The 16813-nt window shown below is 66.5% G+C and carries 17 protein-coding genes; 6 read left to right on the plus strand and 11 right to left on the minus strand.

The annotated features are described in order from the left end of the window. Both QFZ83_RS24935 and QFZ83_RS24940 read right to left on the minus strand, forming a co-directional pair. A complete protein-coding gene (locus QFZ83_RS24935) occupies window positions 1-1020 on the minus strand; it encodes a TRAP transporter substrate-binding protein (protein WP_373424182.1) in 1020 nt (339 codons plus the stop codon). A 27-nt stretch (window positions 1021-1047) separates the two neighbouring features. Beyond that, window positions 1048-1830: an IclR family transcriptional regulator gene (locus QFZ83_RS24940; protein WP_013539182.1), complete on the minus strand. Its 783-nt coding sequence runs from the start codon at window positions 1828-1830 to the stop codon at window positions 1048-1050. A 150-nt stretch (window positions 1831-1980) separates the two neighbouring features. Here QFZ83_RS24940 and QFZ83_RS24945 point away from each other — a divergent pair, with 150 nt between their 5' ends. The 5 genes from QFZ83_RS24945 to QFZ83_RS24965 are packed head-to-tail and all read left to right on the plus strand — an operon-like array spanning window position 1981 to window position 6730. Beyond that, the gene (locus tag QFZ83_RS24945) at window positions 1981-2979 is read left to right on the plus strand and encodes a TRAP transporter substrate-binding protein (RefSeq protein ID WP_307510891.1); all 999 of its coding nucleotides are present in this window, start codon (window positions 1981-1983) and stop codon (window positions 2977-2979) included. 29 nt (window positions 2980-3008) lie between these two features. Then, window positions 3009-3464 (plus strand): type II 3-dehydroquinate dehydratase, encoded by a 456-nt coding sequence (locus QFZ83_RS24950; RefSeq protein ID WP_013539180.1) that lies wholly within the window; start codon window positions 3009-3011, stop codon window positions 3462-3464. Continuing rightward, window positions 3461-4024, plus strand: coding sequence for a TRAP transporter small permease (locus QFZ83_RS24955; RefSeq protein WP_307510893.1), 564 nt, complete (start codon window positions 3461-3463; stop codon window positions 4022-4024). The genes QFZ83_RS24950 and QFZ83_RS24955 overlap by 4 nt, the downstream gene beginning before the upstream one ends. Further along, a complete protein-coding gene (locus QFZ83_RS24960; protein WP_307510895.1) occupies window positions 4021-5301 on the plus strand; it encodes a TRAP transporter large permease in 1281 nt (426 codons plus the stop codon). Before QFZ83_RS24955 ends, QFZ83_RS24960 begins: the two co-directional genes overlap by 4 nt. Before the next feature lies 1 nt (window position 5302). Then, complete coding sequence (locus tag QFZ83_RS24965; RefSeq protein WP_307510898.1) at window positions 5303-6730, plus strand: ELWxxDGT repeat protein; 1428 nt, start codon at window positions 5303-5305, stop codon at window positions 6728-6730. On the opposite strand, the gene QFZ83_RS24970 is transcribed toward QFZ83_RS24965, so the two are convergent. From QFZ83_RS24970 to QFZ83_RS25005, 9 genes are all read right to left on the minus strand, one after another. Beyond that, entirely contained in the window at window positions 6711-7640 is a 930-nt protein-coding gene (locus tag QFZ83_RS24970) for an alpha/beta fold hydrolase (RefSeq protein ID WP_307510900.1), read from the minus strand. The genes QFZ83_RS24965 and QFZ83_RS24970 overlap by 20 nt on opposite strands. Window positions 7641-7652: 12 nt before the next feature. Beyond that, window positions 7653-8825, minus strand: a complete 1173-nt coding sequence (gene pqqE, locus QFZ83_RS24975; RefSeq protein WP_307510902.1) for a pyrroloquinoline quinone biosynthesis protein PqqE — start codon at window positions 8823-8825, stop codon at window positions 7653-7655. Then, on the minus strand, window positions 8803-9075 hold the full coding sequence (gene pqqD, locus QFZ83_RS24980) for a pyrroloquinoline quinone biosynthesis peptide chaperone PqqD (protein ID WP_307510904.1): 273 nt from the start codon (window positions 9073-9075) through the stop codon (window positions 8803-8805). Before pqqD ends, pqqE begins: the two co-directional genes overlap by 23 nt. After that, window positions 9072-9812, minus strand: coding sequence for a pyrroloquinoline-quinone synthase PqqC (gene pqqC, locus QFZ83_RS24985; RefSeq protein ID WP_307510906.1), 741 nt, complete (start codon window positions 9810-9812; stop codon window positions 9072-9074). The genes pqqD and pqqC overlap by 4 nt, the downstream gene beginning before the upstream one ends. Window positions 9813-9816: 4 nt before the next feature. Next, a complete protein-coding gene (pqqB, locus tag QFZ83_RS24990) occupies window positions 9817-10737 on the minus strand; it encodes a pyrroloquinoline quinone biosynthesis protein PqqB (RefSeq protein WP_307510907.1) in 921 nt (306 codons plus the stop codon). A gap of 52 nt (window positions 10738-10789) precedes the next feature. Next, on the minus strand, window positions 10790-10864 hold the full coding sequence (gene pqqA, locus QFZ83_RS32790) for a pyrroloquinoline quinone precursor peptide PqqA (RefSeq protein WP_013539171.1): 75 nt from the start codon (window positions 10862-10864) through the stop codon (window positions 10790-10792). A gap of 39 nt (window positions 10865-10903) precedes the next feature. Then, entirely contained in the window at window positions 10904-13129 is a 2226-nt protein-coding gene (locus tag QFZ83_RS24995; protein WP_307510909.1) for a PQQ-binding-like beta-propeller repeat protein, read from the minus strand. A gap of 34 nt (window positions 13130-13163) precedes the next feature. Beyond that, a complete protein-coding gene (locus QFZ83_RS25000; RefSeq protein ID WP_307510911.1) occupies window positions 13164-14225 on the minus strand; it encodes a ThuA domain-containing protein in 1062 nt (353 codons plus the stop codon). A 169-nt stretch (window positions 14226-14394) separates the two neighbouring features. Beyond that, window positions 14395-15405 (minus strand): TRAP transporter substrate-binding protein, encoded by a 1011-nt coding sequence (locus QFZ83_RS25005; RefSeq protein WP_307510913.1) that lies wholly within the window; start codon window positions 15403-15405, stop codon window positions 14395-14397. Window positions 15406-15547: 142 nt separating this feature from the next. Here QFZ83_RS25005 and QFZ83_RS25010 point away from each other — a divergent pair, with 142 nt between their 5' ends. Next, entirely contained in the window at window positions 15548-16330 is a 783-nt protein-coding gene (locus QFZ83_RS25010) for an IclR family transcriptional regulator (protein ID WP_307510916.1), read from the plus strand. Window positions 16331-16813: the final 483 nt, after the last annotated feature.

Here is a 16813-nt window from a genome sequence, read left to right on the forward strand (position 1 = left end):
TTACTTGCGCGCCTTCTCGATCTCGGCCATCAGTTCCTTGACGGTGGCTTCGCCCACCGAGGCCGAGTACTTGTCGATGACCGGCTTCACCTTGGCGCGCAGCTTGGCCATTTCTTCGGGCGGCAGTTCGGAGACGGTCATGCCGGCCTTCCTGAGCGCATCGAGCGCACTGTCGGCCGCGCCGCGCGAAGCCTGGCGCTGGAACACGGTGGCCTCGGCGGCGGCGTCGGAAATGATCTTCTTCTCTTCGGCGCTCATGCCGTCCCAGGTCTTCTTGCTGACGAGGAGCGCCTGCGGGTTGTAGATGTGGCGCGTCTGGGTGATGTACTTCTGCACCTCGGCGAACTTGGACGAGAGGATCGTCGTGTTCGGGTTCTCCTGCCCGTCGACCGCCTTCTGGTCGAGCGCCGGATAGAGCTCGGGGAAGGGCAGCGGCGTGGCGTTGGCACCGAGCGCGCCGAAGAGGTCGATGTAGATCGGCGACTGGATGACGCGGATCTTCAGCCCCGCGATGTCGTCCGCCTTCACGATCGGCCGCTTGCTGTTGGTGAGGTTGCGAAAGCCCAGGTCCCAGTAGCCCAGGCCGTGCAGGCCCTTCTCTTCGAGCCTGGCCATCAGCTTCTGGCCGAAGGGGCCGTCGGTGACGGCATCGGCTTCCTTGCCGCTGTTGAAGAGAAACGGGAAGTCGTAGGCCGCGAACTCCTTCACCTGCGCGGAAAGGATGCCGGCGTTGAGCACGGTGATCTCGACCGTGCCGCCCTGCAATGCAGACACCGTCTGCAGGTCGCCGCCGAGCGAGCCGCCCGCGAACAGCTTCACAGTGATCTTGCCGCCCGACTTGGCCGCGACGATGTCGGCGAACTTCTGCGCGCCCTGCGCCTGCGGATGGCCGGTCTGGTTCTGGAACGCGAACTTGAGCGTGCGCTCCTTGATCTGCGCGAACGCGCTGCCGGTGGCGAATGCGGCGGCGGCCGCAATGGTGGCCAGCATCGCGAGCTTGCGAATCGAATCTCTCTTCATGGTTTGTCTCCTTTTATGTAAGCCGACTTAGGCTCTTTTCTTGAACAACGCCGATGCGCCGCTGGCACGCGCAACGTCTTCGGCGGTCTGAAGAAGCGCGGGTCCGAGCGCTTCCATCCGTTGCGGCGTCAGGCGGCTCAGCGGCCCCGCGATGGTGACGACGCCGATGGCCGTGCCGTCGGCGCCGCGCACCGGCGCGGCCATGGCCGTCATGCCCGGCGCGAACACTTCATTGATCATGCTGAAGCCGCGCTGGTGCGCGGCCTTCACGAAGGCCATCACGCCCTTGATGGAAGTGGGCGCCTTGGGACCGTAGTCCTGCGGCGTGCCCAGTCCCTTCTTCGCGACGAGCACGGTGGCGGCGTCCTCGCTCATCGTCGAGAGCCATGCGTGGCCGGCCGCGCTGCACGAGAGGTTGACCGACAGGCCCATGTCCGGGTCGTAGCGAAGGCCGCGTGTGGCGCCCTGCGCCTTGGCCACGAAAGTGAGGTCGTCGCCATCGACCACGGCCAGCCGCACCAGTTCGCCCGAGGCCGAGGCCAACTGGTCGAGCAGGGGCTGGGCAATGTCGACGATGCCCGAGCGGCTCAGGAACGACAGGCTGATCGAGACGAGCTTGATGGTCAGCAGGTAGTGGCCATCGCGCGGGTCCTGCCGCACGTAGCCGCAGCGAATGAGTTCCGTGAGCAGCCGGTGCGACGCGCTCAGCGGTATCTCCAATTCGCTCGCCAGGGCAGAGAGCGCGCAGCCCTCCGGATGTTCGGCCAGGTATTCCAGCACCTTGAAGCTGCGTTCCAGTATCCCGCTCATATCGCTCTTTCGAATTTCATTTCACAGACGACGGTGATCTTGCCCGGCGGAGCGTAACAGACAGGGAAGGGATTTCCATAGTGGAAACGCTTTCCAAGAAAATCCATAATCGCGCCCAATCGGTTTTTCCATCTTCCTTGAGGACCTCTTGTGAAACTTCTTCGTACGCTTGCCATTGCCAGCTTCTGCGTCGGCCTTGCCGCTCCGTCGTGGGCGCAGCAGGATCGCGTGATCCGCTTCGGCCATCTGAACAACGCCGACCATCCCGTGAGCTTCGGCGTCAAGCGATTCGCCGAACTGCTCTCGGCCAAGAGCGGCGGCAAGATGAAGGTCCAGGAGTTCCCCGCCTCCCAGCTGGGCAACGAGATGCAGCAGCAATCAGCTCTTCAGGGCGGCGTGCAGCAGATGTCGGCGCCTGCGACCACTTCGCTCGCAGGCATCGTCAAGGAGTTCGGGCTTGTCGACTTTCCCTTCTCGGTGAATTCGTTTGCGCAGGCCGATGCATTGCTCGATGGGCCTCTCGGCCAAGCCCTCATCGCCAAGCTCCCCGAGAAAGGCCTCGTCGCTCTCGGCTACTGGGACCTGGGCTTTCGCAACGTGACGAACAGCAAGCGCCCCATCACCAAGCCCGAAGACCTCGAAGGCCTGAAGATCCGCGTGATCCCCAACCCGGTGTTTCTTGAAACCTTCAAGGCCTTCAAGGCCAACCCGGTGCCGATGCCCTTTGCGGAGCTGTATGGCGCGCTCGAAGCGAAGGCGGTGGACGGTCAAGAGAACCCCTATGCCGTCATCCTCTCGAACAAGTTCTACGAAGTGCAGAAGTTCGTCAGCGCCACGAACCATGTCTACGCGGCCAACATCGTGCTGGTGAGCAAGAAGTTCTGGGACTCGCTCACCCCCGCCGAGCAGAAGATGATGAACGACGCGGCCAACGAGGCACGCGGCTATCAAAGGCAAGTGAGCCGCGCCGCAGCACAGAAGGCCGTGGGCGACCTGCAGGCCAAGGGCGCCCAGTTCAACGAACTCACCCCCGCCGAGCAGGCCCGCATGCGCACTGTCGCCAAGCCGGTCGTCGACAAGTTCGCTGCTCAGTACGACCCCGCCATCGTCAAGCTCTACAACGACGAGCTCGCACGCATCCGCAAGTAAGCAAAAAAAGCCCCTCACCGAAGCTCCCCATGAAGATACTCGTCCTCCACGGCCCCAATCTCAACCTGTTCGGCCGCCGCGAACCTCACATCTACGGCAAGACCACGCTCGCCGAAATCAACGCGCAGCTGCAGTCGCTCGCGGGCGAACTCGGCGTGACGCTGGAGACGATCCAGTCGAACCACGAAGGCGACCTCATCGACTTCCTGCACACGCACATCGACGATGCGCAAGGCGCGCTGGTCAACCCCGCGGGCCTCACCCAGCACGGCGTGCCGCTGCACGATGCGATCAAGGCCATGCCCTTCCCGACCATCGAGGTGCACATGTCCAACATCGCCGCGCGCGAAGCGTGGCGCGCGCACTCGATCATCTCGCCGGCGGTCAAGGGCACGGTGCAGGGGCTCGGGCCGCTGTCGTACCTGGCCGCGCTGCGCGCGCTGGTGGAGATGCAAAGAACAGCCTTGGCCGCGGCCGCGCCATGAGTCGCTGGATCGACCGGTGCTGCACCGGCATCGAGGCGCTGATCGCGGCCGCGCTCGCGGTCATGGTGGTGCTCGTGTTCGGCAACGTGGTGCTGCGCTACGGCTTCAACTCGGGCATCACGGTGTCCGAGGAAGTCTCGCGCTGGCTCTTCATCTGGATGACCTTCCTCGGCGCGGTGGTCGCGCTGAAGGAGCACGGCCACCTGGGCGTGGACATGGTGGTGCAGAAGCTGCCACCCATCGGCAAGAAGATCTGCCTGGCCGTCGGCCACGTCGTGATGCTCTACATCGTGTGGCTGCTGTTCCAGGGCAGCATGGCGCAGGCGCGCATCAACTGGGACGTGACGGCGCCGGTCACCGGCGCGTCGATGGCCATCGTGTATGCGTCGGGCGTGGTGTTCTCGGTGCTGGCCGGCTTCATCCTTGCGCTCGACCTGCTGCGCCTGCTTACCGGGCGCATCGCCGAGAACGAACTGGTGATGGTGCAGGAGTCGGAAGAAGCCGTGCAGCTCCAGCAGATCCTGGGTTCGCAGAACGAGACGCCGGGAGCGCGCAAATGACCATCCTCGTCTTTGTCGGCTCCCTCCTCCTGGCCATGGCGATGGGCATTCCCATCGCCTTCTCCCTGCTCGCAAGCGGCGTGGCGCTCATGTGGCACCTGGATCTCTTCGATGCGCAGATCCTCGCGCAGAACGTGATCGGCGGCGCCGACAGCTTTCCGCTGCTGGCGGTGCCCTTCTTCATGCTGGCCGGCGAGATCATGAACGTCGGCGGCCTTTCGAAGCGCATCGTCGACTTCGCGCTCGCGGTGGTCGGCCATGTGAAGGGCGGGCTCGGCTACGTGACCATCATGGCCGGCTGCCTGCTCTCGGCGCTCTCGGGTTCGGCCGTGGCCGACGCCGCCGCGCTCACCGCGCTGCTGCTGCCGATGATGGTGAAGGCCGGCCATGACAAGCCGCGCGCGGCCGGCCTCATTGCGGCCACGGGCGTGATCGGGCCGGTGATTCCGCCGAGCATCGGGCTGGTGATCTTCGGCGTGGCGGCCAACGTGTCGATCTCGAAGCTGTTCCTCGCGGCCATCGTGCCCGGCCTCATGATCGGCGCGGCGCTGTGGCTCACCTGGGCCTGGCTCGTGCGGCGCGAGAAGATCGTGCCGCCGCCGCGCAAGTCGTCGGCCGAGATCTTCGCCACCTTCCGCAAGGCGATCTGGGCGCTGATGCTGCCGATCATCATCCTCGTGGGCCTGCGCATGGGCGTGTTCACGCCGACCGAGGCCGCGGTCGTGGCCGCGGTGTATGCGCTCTTCGTCTCGACAGTCATCTACCGCGAGATCACCTGGCGCGACCTCTACGGCATCTTCGTGAGCGCGGCCAAGACCAGCGCGATCGTGATGTTCCTGATCGCCGCGGCGATGGTGAGCGCCTGGCTCATCACGGTGGCCGACCTGCCCTCCAAGATCGTCGGCCTGTTGGAGCCCTTCATGGGCAACCAGATCCTGCTGATGATCGCGATCATGGTGATCGTGATGGTCGTGGGCACCGCGATGGACATGACGCCCACCATCCTGATCCTCACGCCGGTGCTCATGCCGGTGGTGAAGGCGGCGGGCATCGACCCGGTGTACTTCGGCGTGCTCTTCATCATCAACAACTCGATCGGGCTGGTCACGCCGCCGGTGGGCACGGTGCTGAACGTGGTGGCCGGCGTCGGGAAGATATCGATGGACGATGTCACGCGCGGCGTGGTGCCATTCATGATCGCGGAGTTCGCGATCCTGTTCGTGATGGTGGCGTTTCCGCAGCTGGTGATCGTGCCGGCGCGGTGGTTCGGGGGCTGAGATGCGCGGCGCTTTTCTCTCCGCCATGCGGCCCGCGTGGCTGGCAGCCCTCGCGCTGTCGGTGCAACTGCCCGCCGTTGCGCAGGACCCCGAGCGCGAGGTGCTGCCCGAGCAGCGGCAGGCGCTGGCCTTCGTCTCGCCCACGGGGCTGGCATCGCTCCACGGGAAGATGCTCTTCAGCGCCTTCCACATCGCGTCGGGCCAGGAGCTGTGGATCACGGACGGCACCAGCGCGGGCACGCGCATGCTGAAAGACATCCGTCCGGGCTTCCGCGGTTCCTTCCCTGCGGGGCAGACGGTGTTCAAGGGCCACGTCTACACCACCGCCACCGATGGCGAGAGCGGCCTCGAACTCTGGCGCACCGACGGCACGGCCGCGGGCACCACGCGCGTGATCGCCCTGCGGCCCGGCGAAGAAGGTGCAATGCCGAGCGAGCTGACCGTGTTTCGCGATGCGCTGTACTTCGTGGCCGACGACGGCAAGACGGGGTTCCAGGTGTGGAAGACATCGGGCACCGCGGAGACGACGACGCGCGTGTCGGCGATCGATGCGGGTCCGCGTGCGGTGACGCGGCAGCTCACCGTGGCGGGCAAGCGCCTCTTCTTCACCGCGACCACGCGCGAGCACGGCCACGAACTCTGGGTGACCGAAGGCACGCTCGAGAGCACGCGGCTGGTGAAGGACGTTCGTCCGGGCGCCGAGGATGCCGGCATCCAGGCGCTGACCGCCGTCGGCGACGACATCTACTTCACCGCGCACGATGGCGAGCACGGCATCGAGCTGTGGAAGAGCGACGGCAGCGAAAGCGGCACGCGCATGGTGAAGGACATCCGGCCGGGAACGTCGCCCTCGCGGCCTTCGCACCTGGTCGCGATCGGCCGCACGCTGTACTTCGCGGCCGACGACGGCGTGCATGGCACCGAGCTCTGGAAGAGCGACGGCACCGAAGCCGGCACGACGCTGGTGAAGGACATCCGTGCAGGCACGGGCGGTTCGATCTCGAGCCCGTTCGCAGCGATGGGCGGACGCGTCTACTTCGCCGCGACCGACGGTGCCTCCGGCGCGGAGCTGTGGCGCAGCGATGGCACCGCCAAGGGCACCGCGCTGGTGAAGGACATTGCACCGGGCGCCGAGAGCGGATCGCCCGCGCGCTTCGCGGTGATCGGCTCGACGCTGTGGTTCTCCGCGAACGGCGGCGGCACGACGGGTGTCGAGCCGTGGACGAGCGACGGCACCACGGCCGGCACGCGCGCGGTCGCCGATGTCGCGGCCGGTGCGCGCAACGCGATGCCGCTGGGCTTTCGCGCGCTGGGCGATGCAGTTCTCTTCGTCGCCGACGACGGCCATGGCAACGAGCGACTGTGGACGCGCCGCAAGGACGGCCGCGTGACGCTGATTGGCGATCCGCTCAAGGAGCGTTTGCGCTGAAGGTCTGCGTGTTCGCGTAGTTGCAGAGCGCCTGCTTCATCGCGGCGGCAAGCGCGGGGTGCGTGGGGTCGTGCCCCGCGCCTTGTGCCCATTGCAGGATGGCCCGCCCGTGCAAGACCCGCGCGAGTGCCTGTGCGCCTTGCGGCGGGCACATGGCATCGCGCGTTCCGTGCACGATGAGCGTGGGGACCGCGGGCAGCGCGGCGCATCGCGCGAGCAGCGTGGGCGCGCGGAGCCAGCAACCGTGGTGCAGGTAGTGGCTCAGCACGCGGTAGCGCGGCACCAGCCGCTGCAACACGGCGTCGTCGGGCGTTGCGGCCGTGCCGCCCGAAAGGCGCTGCTCCCACGCGAACCAATACAGCGTCGCATGCCGTTGCGCCTCCCAGGTTCCGTGCGCGAAGATGTCCGCGAGCACCGTCGCGACCGGGCATTGCCGTCGCCGCGCCTCGTTCCACAGCACGCGCCATTCGGGGTCGCCGCGCCGCGCGGCCTCGGCAAAGAAATCGTGGATGTCCGAAGTGCGGGCGAGAAACGTGTTGCGCAGCAGGAGCCCTGCAACGGCGGAAGGCTGGTCCAGCGCATGCAGGAGCGCCAGCGTCGCGCCCCACGATCCGCCGACCACCAGCCATCGGTCGACATGCAGATGTTCGCGAAGCAGCCGCAGGTCGTCGAGCAGATCGGCAAGCGTGTTGTGCACGATCGAACCCGTGGGCGTGCTCCGGCCCGCGCCGCGCTGGTCGGGGCAGATGATGCGGTAGCGCGTGGGATCGAAGCCGCTGCGCAGAAGCGGCGAGCCGCCGGAGCCGGGCCCGCCGTGGAGCACCAGTGCGGGCAGTCCCTCCGGATTGCCATGCTCCTCGACATGCATGACATGCCCGCCGCTCAACGGCAGGCGATGGACGATCGTCATGCGCGAGCCGGCTCAGCCGCGCGCATTGGCGTCGGTGCGGAAGACGAGTTCACCCGCTCGCCGCGCGCCCGGCACGAAGCGGATCGGCGTGCCGGCATCGCGCGGGTCCGAGGCCGCAGCGACCATCGCCTCGACCTCCGCATGCTGCGGACTCTTCGGGCACACCGGGTCCGTCGCGGCCGCATCGCCGGTGAGCAAAAACGCCTGGCAGCGGCAGCCGCCGTGGTCCTTCTCCTTGTCCTCGCAGCTCTGGCAGGTGCTGCTCATCCAGCCGGTGCCGCGGTACGCGCCGAACGCCGGGCTCTCCTGCCAGATCTCGCGGATGGAGTGCTCGCGCACGCTCGGGAAGTCGAGCCCCGGCAGCATGCGCGCGCTGTGGCACGGCAAGGCCACGCCATCGGGCGCGACCACGAGGAACACGCTGGCCCAGCCGGCCATGCAGGGCTTGGGCTTGCCCTCGGCGTAGTCGGGCACGACCCAGAGAATCTTCATGCGCCCGTCCAGGCGCGGCCGGTGTTCATCGACCACCGCCTCGGCGGTGGCCAGCGCCGCGCGCGTGGGCATCAGCATCTCGCGGTTGCGCCACGCCCAGCCGTAGTACTGCACGTTGGCCAGTTCCAGGAAGTCGGCTTCCATCGACTCGGCCATCTCGATGATGCGGCCCACGTGCGGCAGGTTGTAGCGGTGCATCACGCAGTTCAGCACCATGGGGTAGCCAAGGTCCTTGATCGTGCGCGCCACGCGCTGCTTGAGATCGAAGGTCTTGGTCGAACTGAGAAAGTCGTTGAGCTCGCGGCTCGAGTCCTGGAACGAGAGCTGGATGTGGTCGAGCCCCGCCTTCTTCAATGCCTCCGCGCGCTGCGGCGTGAGGCCCACGCCCGAGGTGATGAGGTTGGTATAGAAGCCCAGGTCGTGCGCCGCCGCGACAAGCTCCGTGAGGTCATCGCGCACCAGCGGCTCGCCGCCCGAGAAGCCCAGTTGCACCGCGCCCATCGCGCGCGCTTCGCGGAACACGCGAATCCATTCGTCTGTCGTGAGCTCGCTGTCGTAGCGGGTGTAGTCCACCGGGTTCGAGCAGAAGGCGCAATGCAGCGGACAGCGGTACGTCAGCTCGGCGAGCAGCCACAGCGGGGGCTTCGCGGCGACGCTGCCGCGCTGGGTGTCAGCGGATCCAGTGGCGTCCATGGGCCTGCTCCAGGAACTCGATCACGTCGGCCCGCAGGTCGGCTTCGCCGAAGGTGGTCTCCAGGTCGGCGACTAGGGCGGCCACGGAGGTTTTTCCGTCGCAGCGTTTCAGGATTTCGGCGGCCGGCCCGTTGAGCTTGATCATGCCTTCGGGGAACAGCAGCACATGGCATTGCTGCGCGTCTTCCCATTGCAGCCGGTACATCGTGCCGATCGACGGCTCTGCGCTGTCGGTCCATTGCGTGGTCATGGCTGCTGTTCTTTCGCAAGATCGTCGGGGTAGGCCCGCTCGATGGCATCGAGCATGGCCCAGAGGATGTCGAGCTTGAAGCCCAGGATCTGCAGGGCACGCTCCTGCCGCTCGCGCGTGGTGCACCACTGCATCGCGACTTCGAGGCCGTGCTCCACATCGCGGTCGGCCAGCGGGATGCGGCTGCGGAAGTAGTCGAGGCCCGAGGTGTCGATCCACGGATAGTGCGTGGGCCAGCCCGCGAGCCGGTCCTTGTGGATGCGCGGCGCGAACATCTCGGTGAGCGAGGAGATCACGGCCTCCTGCCACGGCGCAGTGCGCGCGAAGTTGACGTACGCATCGACCGCGAAACGCACGCCGGGCAACACCAGCGCGTGCGATTCGAGCGTCTCGCGCTCGAGGCCGGTGGCGATGCCCAGGCGCGTCCAGATCTCGATGCCGCCCGCGTTGGCGCCTTCGTGGCCGTCATGCCCGTCGTGGTCGAGCATGCGCACGACCCAGCGCCGGCGCGTCGCGCGGTCGTCGCAGTTGGAGAGGATCGCTGCGTCCTTCACCGGAATGCGGCATTGGTAATAGAAGCGGTTCGCCACCCAGCCGCGCACCTGGAACGGCTGCAGTTCGCCCGCGTTGAGTCGACGGTTGAACGGGTGATGGCTGTGGTAGCGCGACTCCATGGCGCGCAGGTTCGCTTCGAAATGCTGCGGAGACCACGCGTCCTTGTGCTGTTGCTGCGTCACTTGTTCAGATCTCCAGTTCCATGCCGTCGAACGCGACCTCGATGCCGCGTCGCACGAGTTCCGCACGCTCCGCACCGTCTTCGTCGAGGATGGGATTGCTGTTGTTGATGTGGATGAGCACCTTGCGTTTTGCAGCGCAGGCGTCGAGCGCCTTCAGCATGCCGGGGCCGTGCGGTCCGTCGCATTGCGGCAGGTGGCCCATGTCGGCCGCGCGCTTGGTGCCCAAGCCCGCGGTGAGCATTTCGTCTTCGGTCCAGAAGGTGCCGTCGACCAGCACGCAATCGCAGGCGTCGAGGCTCTTGCGCTCGGCATCGCCGACTTGCGCAAGGCCCGGTGCGTAGAGCATGCGCTTGCCGGTGGCCGGGTCTTCGATGAGCACCGCGGCGTTGTCGCTGCGCGCCTCGGTCTGGCGGCGCGGCGAATACGGCGGCGCCTTGCCGGGCACGGGCACCGCTTGCAGGCGCAGGCCGGCGATCTCGTGCCACGCGCCGCCACCGGGCTCGAGCGGCATCGGGTGCCACGTCACGCCGCAGTATTTGTCGAGCGCCTTCAAGAGCGGCAGGCTGCCGGTGAGGTCTTCGTACGACTCGGGCGTGCAATAGAGCTGCAGCCGCTGTCCTTCGCGCAGGCTCAAGAGGCCTGCGACGTGATCGATCTGCGAGTCCATCAGCACCACCGCCTGGATCGGCGAGTGGCGCACGCCGTGGCGTGGGTGCAGCGCCTTCGACGCACGCAACTGCGCGCCGATGTCGGGCGATGCATTGAGCAGCACCCAGTCGTCGCCATTGGCGGACACCGCGATGGAGCTTTGGGTGCGAGGGCTCGCCCGCACCTGGCCGGTTCGCTGGCCCGCACACAGGCGGCAATTGCAATTCCATTGCGGGAAGCCACCGCCCGCCCCCGAACCTAGAACCAATATCTTCATACGCCCCAAAAAAAACGGCACCGGTGGAAGCCGGTGCCGTTGTGGTCCGCTCTCAGCGAGCGGAGATGTACATCGTGATCTCGAAGCCGAAACGCATTTCTTCGAACTCAGGCTTGCACCATTTCATCGCATTGCTCCTTCAGGGTTGGGGGATTGAGGGACCGTATCAATATACGACGATCTTGCCCGTAGGACGCGGGCTATGGCAGTCGTTGTAGAAGTACTCGCCGGGCGCATCGAAGGTGTGGGTCGCCGATTGGCCCGGTGCCAGGCGGAAGTTGAACCGCCCTTCGAAGAACTGCGTCGCGCAGTGCGTGTTGGCATTGGCCGCGGGATTGGTGAAGGTCACCGTGGTGTTGGCCGGCACGCGCATGAAGGTCGGCGTCATCGCATTCACCGCGGTCGACTCCGTGGCACCGGGTTCGTTCGCCGGCGTTTGCACGCGCGCGAGGAACACGGTGTTGGGCGTCGGCAGCGCGGCGCCCTCGACCGCCGAACCGGACACCGGCCGGCGCACGACCGGTGGCGTCGGCGTTGCGGGCGGCATCACCGTGCCGCCGACCTTGAAGGCCCACAAGCGGTCGCCGCGCGGTGCCGAGTCGCCGTACGGAATGCTCGTGCCGCCCGAGTACACCGCGACGTACTGCTCGCCGTCGATCTCGTAGGCGATCGGGCTCGCGCTGATGGCAGCGCCGGTCTGAAAGCGCCACAGCTCGCTGCCGTCGTTGGCGTCCATCGCGAGCAGGTTGCCGTCGGGCTGGCCGATGAAGAGCAGGTTCGATGCGGTGGCCAGGATGCCGTTGCCGTGCGCGAGCGAGTACGGCATCTGCTTCTTCCACTTCACGAGATTGGTGCTCGGATCGACCGCCACCACCGCGCCCGTCATGTAGGTACCCGGCGGCCGCAGGCCGTTGCTCGACTCGGTGAGCGAGTGCGCGGCCGACACGTAGCCCATGCCCGTGTAGACAAGGCCGGTGCGCTGGCTGAAAGCCTGGTGGTTCCAGTTCGCTCCGCCGCCGTGTCCGGGGATGGAGAGGATCGGCACGTCCCAGTGCGCGTCGTACAAGCAGCCCTTCACGTAGTTGGGCACGGCGCGGTTCGGGTCGCCGGGGATGGCGGTGCCCAGCGGCTGGTCGACGATGCAGGTCTCGGTCCATGCGCCCTGGCGCGGCAGCGGCTGCGTGGGCCAGCTCGCCTGGCGAGCGTCCTGCTTCACCGGCACTTCGTCGATGCCGAGCGGCGCGCTGCCGTCCCTGCGATCGAGGATGTAGTACATGCCGGTCTTGCTGCCGTAGATGACGACCTTGCGGTCCTTGCCATCGATCTTCACGTCCGCGAGCACGGGCGACATCACGTTGTCCATGTCCCAGATGTCGTGGTGCACCGACTGGAAGTGCCACTTGTATTCGCCGGTCTTGATGTCGAGCGCGACGATGGAATTGGCGAACAGGTTCAGGCCCGGACGCGCGGAACCGTTCTGCGACGAGCCGCCGCGCACGTTGCCGAAGGTCCAGTAGATGAGGCCGAGCTCCGGGTCCACCGCGGGGTGGATCCACGGCGTGGCGCCCGCACGGTCCGACTCGGCCGCGCCGCCCCAGGTGTCGTAGCCGATCTCACCGGCGCGCGGCACGCCCCAGAACGAAGTCAGCACCTTGCCGGTGAGCGCATCGGCCGAGAACGCGGCGCCGCGGTTGCCGTCGTTGGTGCCGAGGAAGAGTCGCTTGTCGTGATAGACCAGCGCCACCTTCTGCAGCGCGCCCTGGTAGTCGGGGTCGGTGGCGCTGCTGGGGTACTGCTTGATCCAGGCGATGGCGCCGGTGTCGGTGCGCAACGCCACGAGGCGGTTGCCGGTCGCCACGGTGAAGACCAGGCCCAGGTCCTTCGCGACCGCCACGCCGCGGCGCGTGATCGAGCCGTAGGGCGTTGTCCACTTCCATTTCGTGAGGCCGGTCTTGCCGTCCACCGCGATCACGTTGCCGATAGCGGACTCGATGTAGATCGTGCCGTCGACCACAACCGTCGTGCTCTGGTTGTTGCCGGTGGCCATGCCGCCTTCGATCTGGTTGACCCACGCGCCGCCGAGCTTGGCGACTTGGCCCTTGTCGATCTTGGCGAGGCTGGAGTAGTTCTGGTTGCCCAGGTTGCCGCCGACCTTGGGGAAGTCCTTGTCGCCCGCGGTGCAGCAGTCCGACAGGTTCGCCGAGGGCGTTGCGGGCGCGGGCGGTGGCGGCGGTGGCGCGCCGGGGCCGGGGGGCGGCGGCGCGGGCGGTGCCGGCACCACCGGGAAGGCGGGCGTACCGCCGCCCGATGAGCCGCCGCACGCGGTGATCAGCAGCGGCGATGCGAGCACGCCGCAGGAAATGAGCAGCGTGACCAATGACTTTGGTTTCATGGATTGCCTCTACGCGTTGAAGGTTGGAACGCCGTTAATCGGTGCAGAAAGGCGTGAGGCCCATCGCCGACTTGACGCCCTGCACGACCAGCTTCTGGAACTCGATGGCGCCGACGCCAGAGAGGTCGGCAGTGAACGAGTGCGCGTTGTGGCCAAGGGTGGTGAGCCATGCGCGGCCGCCGTCGTAGTACTGGCACCAGGCGACCGGATGGAAGTCGGCGTGGCCGGGGTGCGGCGCCGAGGTCAACGGCTTCAGTGTGGAAGTGTCGACCTTGGCGAGGAACTTCACCTTCGTCGGGAAGGGCGTGAGGTTGTACCACTCGTCCTGGAAGGAGAAGCGCTTGGGCACGTCCTTCGTGGAGGAGTCGTCCGAGACGATCTCGACATCGCCCGCGCGGTTCGGGCCGTGGTTGTAGAAGTTCGCGTTGCCCAGCAGGCCTTCGTAGTACGGCCAGTTGTATTCGGCGCCGAAGGCGTTGTGCAGGCCGACGAAGCCGCCGCCGCGGCGCATGTAGTTGCGCAGCGCGGTGCGCGCCGCATCCTGGCTCGTCGTGACCGCGCCGTTCCACAAGGTGTCGCGGTTCGAGCTCGCGAAGATGATCGCCTTGTAGTTGTTGATGCGGCTGCCGAGCACCGCGACGTCTTCCGTCCAGTCGACCGTGATGCCTTCGGCCGACAGCATGCGGACCAGGCCGGCTTGCATGATGTTGTCCGGGTTCATCGTCGGATTCAGGCCCGCGCCCATCGGCGTGCCGAGCACGGCATGGCGCGGACCCGCGGTGCGCGAATAGACCAGCACGCGATTGGGCGTCGTGTCGAACGCGCCCCAGTTGTTGTAGCACTTGGGGTTGGTGCCACGGCACACGTTGTAGTAGGTGTCGAAGCTGTCGTCCGCCTCGGCCACGGGGTCGGTCGGCGGCACCGGTACTTCGTCGGTCGGCGTCGTCGGCTGGTTGGGCGCGGCCGGCGCCACCGGCTGGATCGGAAAGCCCGCGAACGACGGACCGCCGTCGCTGCCGCCACCGCAGGCGGTCACCGCCAGCGCGAGCGCCGCGGTCGATGCAAGTCCGAAGAGAAATGATCTGGAATATTTCAAGGGAGTCTCCTTTTTTGGTCGAAAGCGGGCCGCACGGGGATGTTTTTTCCCGAGACGGATTTGCTGCTCGGCGGCGGCCGGCAGGAGCAGCGGTGATGAGGGTTGCCGGCGGACCGGAGCCGCGTTCAGCCCGGGGCGTCGTTCGCGGCGAGCGCGAAGTGCCGGACGGTCATTCCTTGCGGATGCGTGCGAGCTCGTCGTTGTAGAGCTTGACGATGGCGGGGTCGTACTGTGCGGCGAACTTGTCGATGACGGGCTTGGCGATGGTTCGCATGCGGGCCTGCTCGGCGGGGGTGAGTTCGTTGAACTGGGCGCCCTTGGCCTGCAGGTCGCCCACGGCCTTCTGCGCAGCGGCGCGGCTGACTTGCCTTTGATATCCACGCGCCTCATTGGCCGCGTCGTTCATCATCTTCTGCTCGGCCGGCGTGAGCGAGTCCCAGAACTTCTTGCTCACCAGCACGATGTTGGCGGCGTAGACATGGTTCGTGGCGCTGACGAACTTCTGCACTTCGTAGAACTTGTTCGAGAGGATCACGGCGTAGGGATTTTCTTGACCATCGACCGCCTTCGCTTCGAGCGCGCCGTACAGCTCTGCAAAAGGCATCGGCACCGGGTTCGCCTTGAAGGCCTTGAAGGTCTCCAGGAATACGGGGTTCGGAATCACGCGGATCTTCAGGCCTTCGAGGTCTTCGGGCTTGGTGATGGGGCGCTTGCTGTTGGTGACGTTGCGAAAGCCCAGGTCCCAGTAGCCGAGAGCAACGAGACCCTTCTCGGGGAGCTTGGCGATCAGCGCTTGTCCCAGTGGCCCATCGAGCAATGCATCAGCCTGTGCGAAGGAGTTCACCGAGAAGGGGAAGTCGACAAGGCCGAACTCCTTGACGATGCCTGCGAGCGAAGTGGTGGCCGGTGCCGACATCTGCTGCACGCCGCCCTGCAGGGCCGACTGCTGCTGCATCTCGTTGCCCAGCTGGGAGGCGGGGAACTCCTGGACCTTCATCTTGCCGCCGCTCTTGGCAGCGAGCAGTTCGGCGAATCGCTTGACGCCGAAGCTCACGGGGTGGTCGGCGTTGTTCAGGTGGCCGAAGCGGATCACGCGATCCTGCTGCGCCTGCGCGAGAGCGGGAACGACCAGTGCAAGGGCGAGGCCTGCGGTGGCCAGCGAGCGGTAAAGCGTTCTCAAGATTGGATCTCCAGCTTCGATGTAAGGGATGCGTGTCGGGGCGATCCACTGGCGCCCCGACCTCTGGCGGCGCGATCTTAATCGGCTAGTGGAAAATCTTTCTACTAGTGAAAACACTTGGCAAAATGCTAAAGTTGCCCGCATGACCGCCATACTCGAACGCAGCTTCAAGGTGCTTGAACACCTGGCCGGCCACCCCGAAGGCCGCGCCCTGTCGGCGCTCTCCGCCCAGCTGGAAATGCCCTTGAGCGCCACCCATCGCCTGCTGAGCGAACTGGTGCGTTGCGGCTATGTGCGGCAGGACCAGAGCCATGGCGACTACATGCTCACGATCAAGCTCGTGTCGCTCGGCCTGAGCTTCCTGAGCAACAGCGGCATCGTGGACATCGCCCAGCCAATGCTCGACAGGCTCGCGGCCAGTTCGGGCGAATTGGTGCGGCTCGCGGTGGTCGACGGCGACGAACTGACCTTTGTGGCCAAGGCGCAGGGCGCCACGCGCGGCCTGCGCTACGACCCGGACATGGGCCTCTCGGTCAACCTCTCGTCCAGTTCGGCCGGCCATGCGTGGCTCTCGACGATGACGGACGAGCAGGCGCTTCAGCTGGTCGCCAGGCAAGGCTTCGGACAGCCCGAGGACTTCGGTCCGAAAGCCCCCACCACGGTCAAGGCGCTGCTCGCCTTTCTGCGCGCGGCGCGCAAGCGCGGCTTCTCGATGATCAGCGAGGTGTTCGCCCCCGCGATGACGGCCATGGCCGCGCCGGTGCGCAGCGGCAACGGCGCGGTGGTCGGCGTGATCACGATCGCAGGGCCGCTGGTGCGCCTGACCGAGGAGCGCATGCTGGCGCTGGGGCCCCTGCTCCTCGAGTCCGCGGAAGATCTGGCCCGCGCAAGCGGCGCCTCGATGCACTTCAAGAAGCGGGCCTGACGCGCAACGCGTCCGCCCGCCAAGTCAACCAGATCCCGGAGCGGTCCCATGGCCGCGGCTGAGACATCAGCCATGCGCGACGTTTTCGATACACGCCTGCGCCGCACAGCCGATCTCATACGTTGTCCTACAACTATGTGACTACTCTTGCTGATTCCAACGACATCGTCCGCATTCCCACTGTTGACCCTGACCGAGAGCTGACTCAATAATCCGCCCGCTGCAGCAAAGACAACAGTGTTGTACGACAACTGATGACTGCAGCCCCGGTAGCGCCGGGACATTCAACCCAAAGAGGGCAAGCCATGAAACGCAGGCAATTCGCAATTTCGGTCCTGACTCCGGTCGCATTGGCGGCATGTGGCGGAGGCGGAGGTGGAAACGGCCCCGTCTTTCCATTCCCCGTTCCGCCGCCCCCACCCGCGCCCGCTCCGGCGCCCACACCGCAGGCCACGGCCGCGGCGGCACTCAAGCGCGCAGCGA

The sequence above is a fragment of the Variovorax sp. W1I1 genome (assembly GCF_030815625.1).
Lineage (GTDB): Bacteria > Pseudomonadota > Gammaproteobacteria > Burkholderiales > Burkholderiaceae_C > Variovorax > Variovorax paradoxus_C.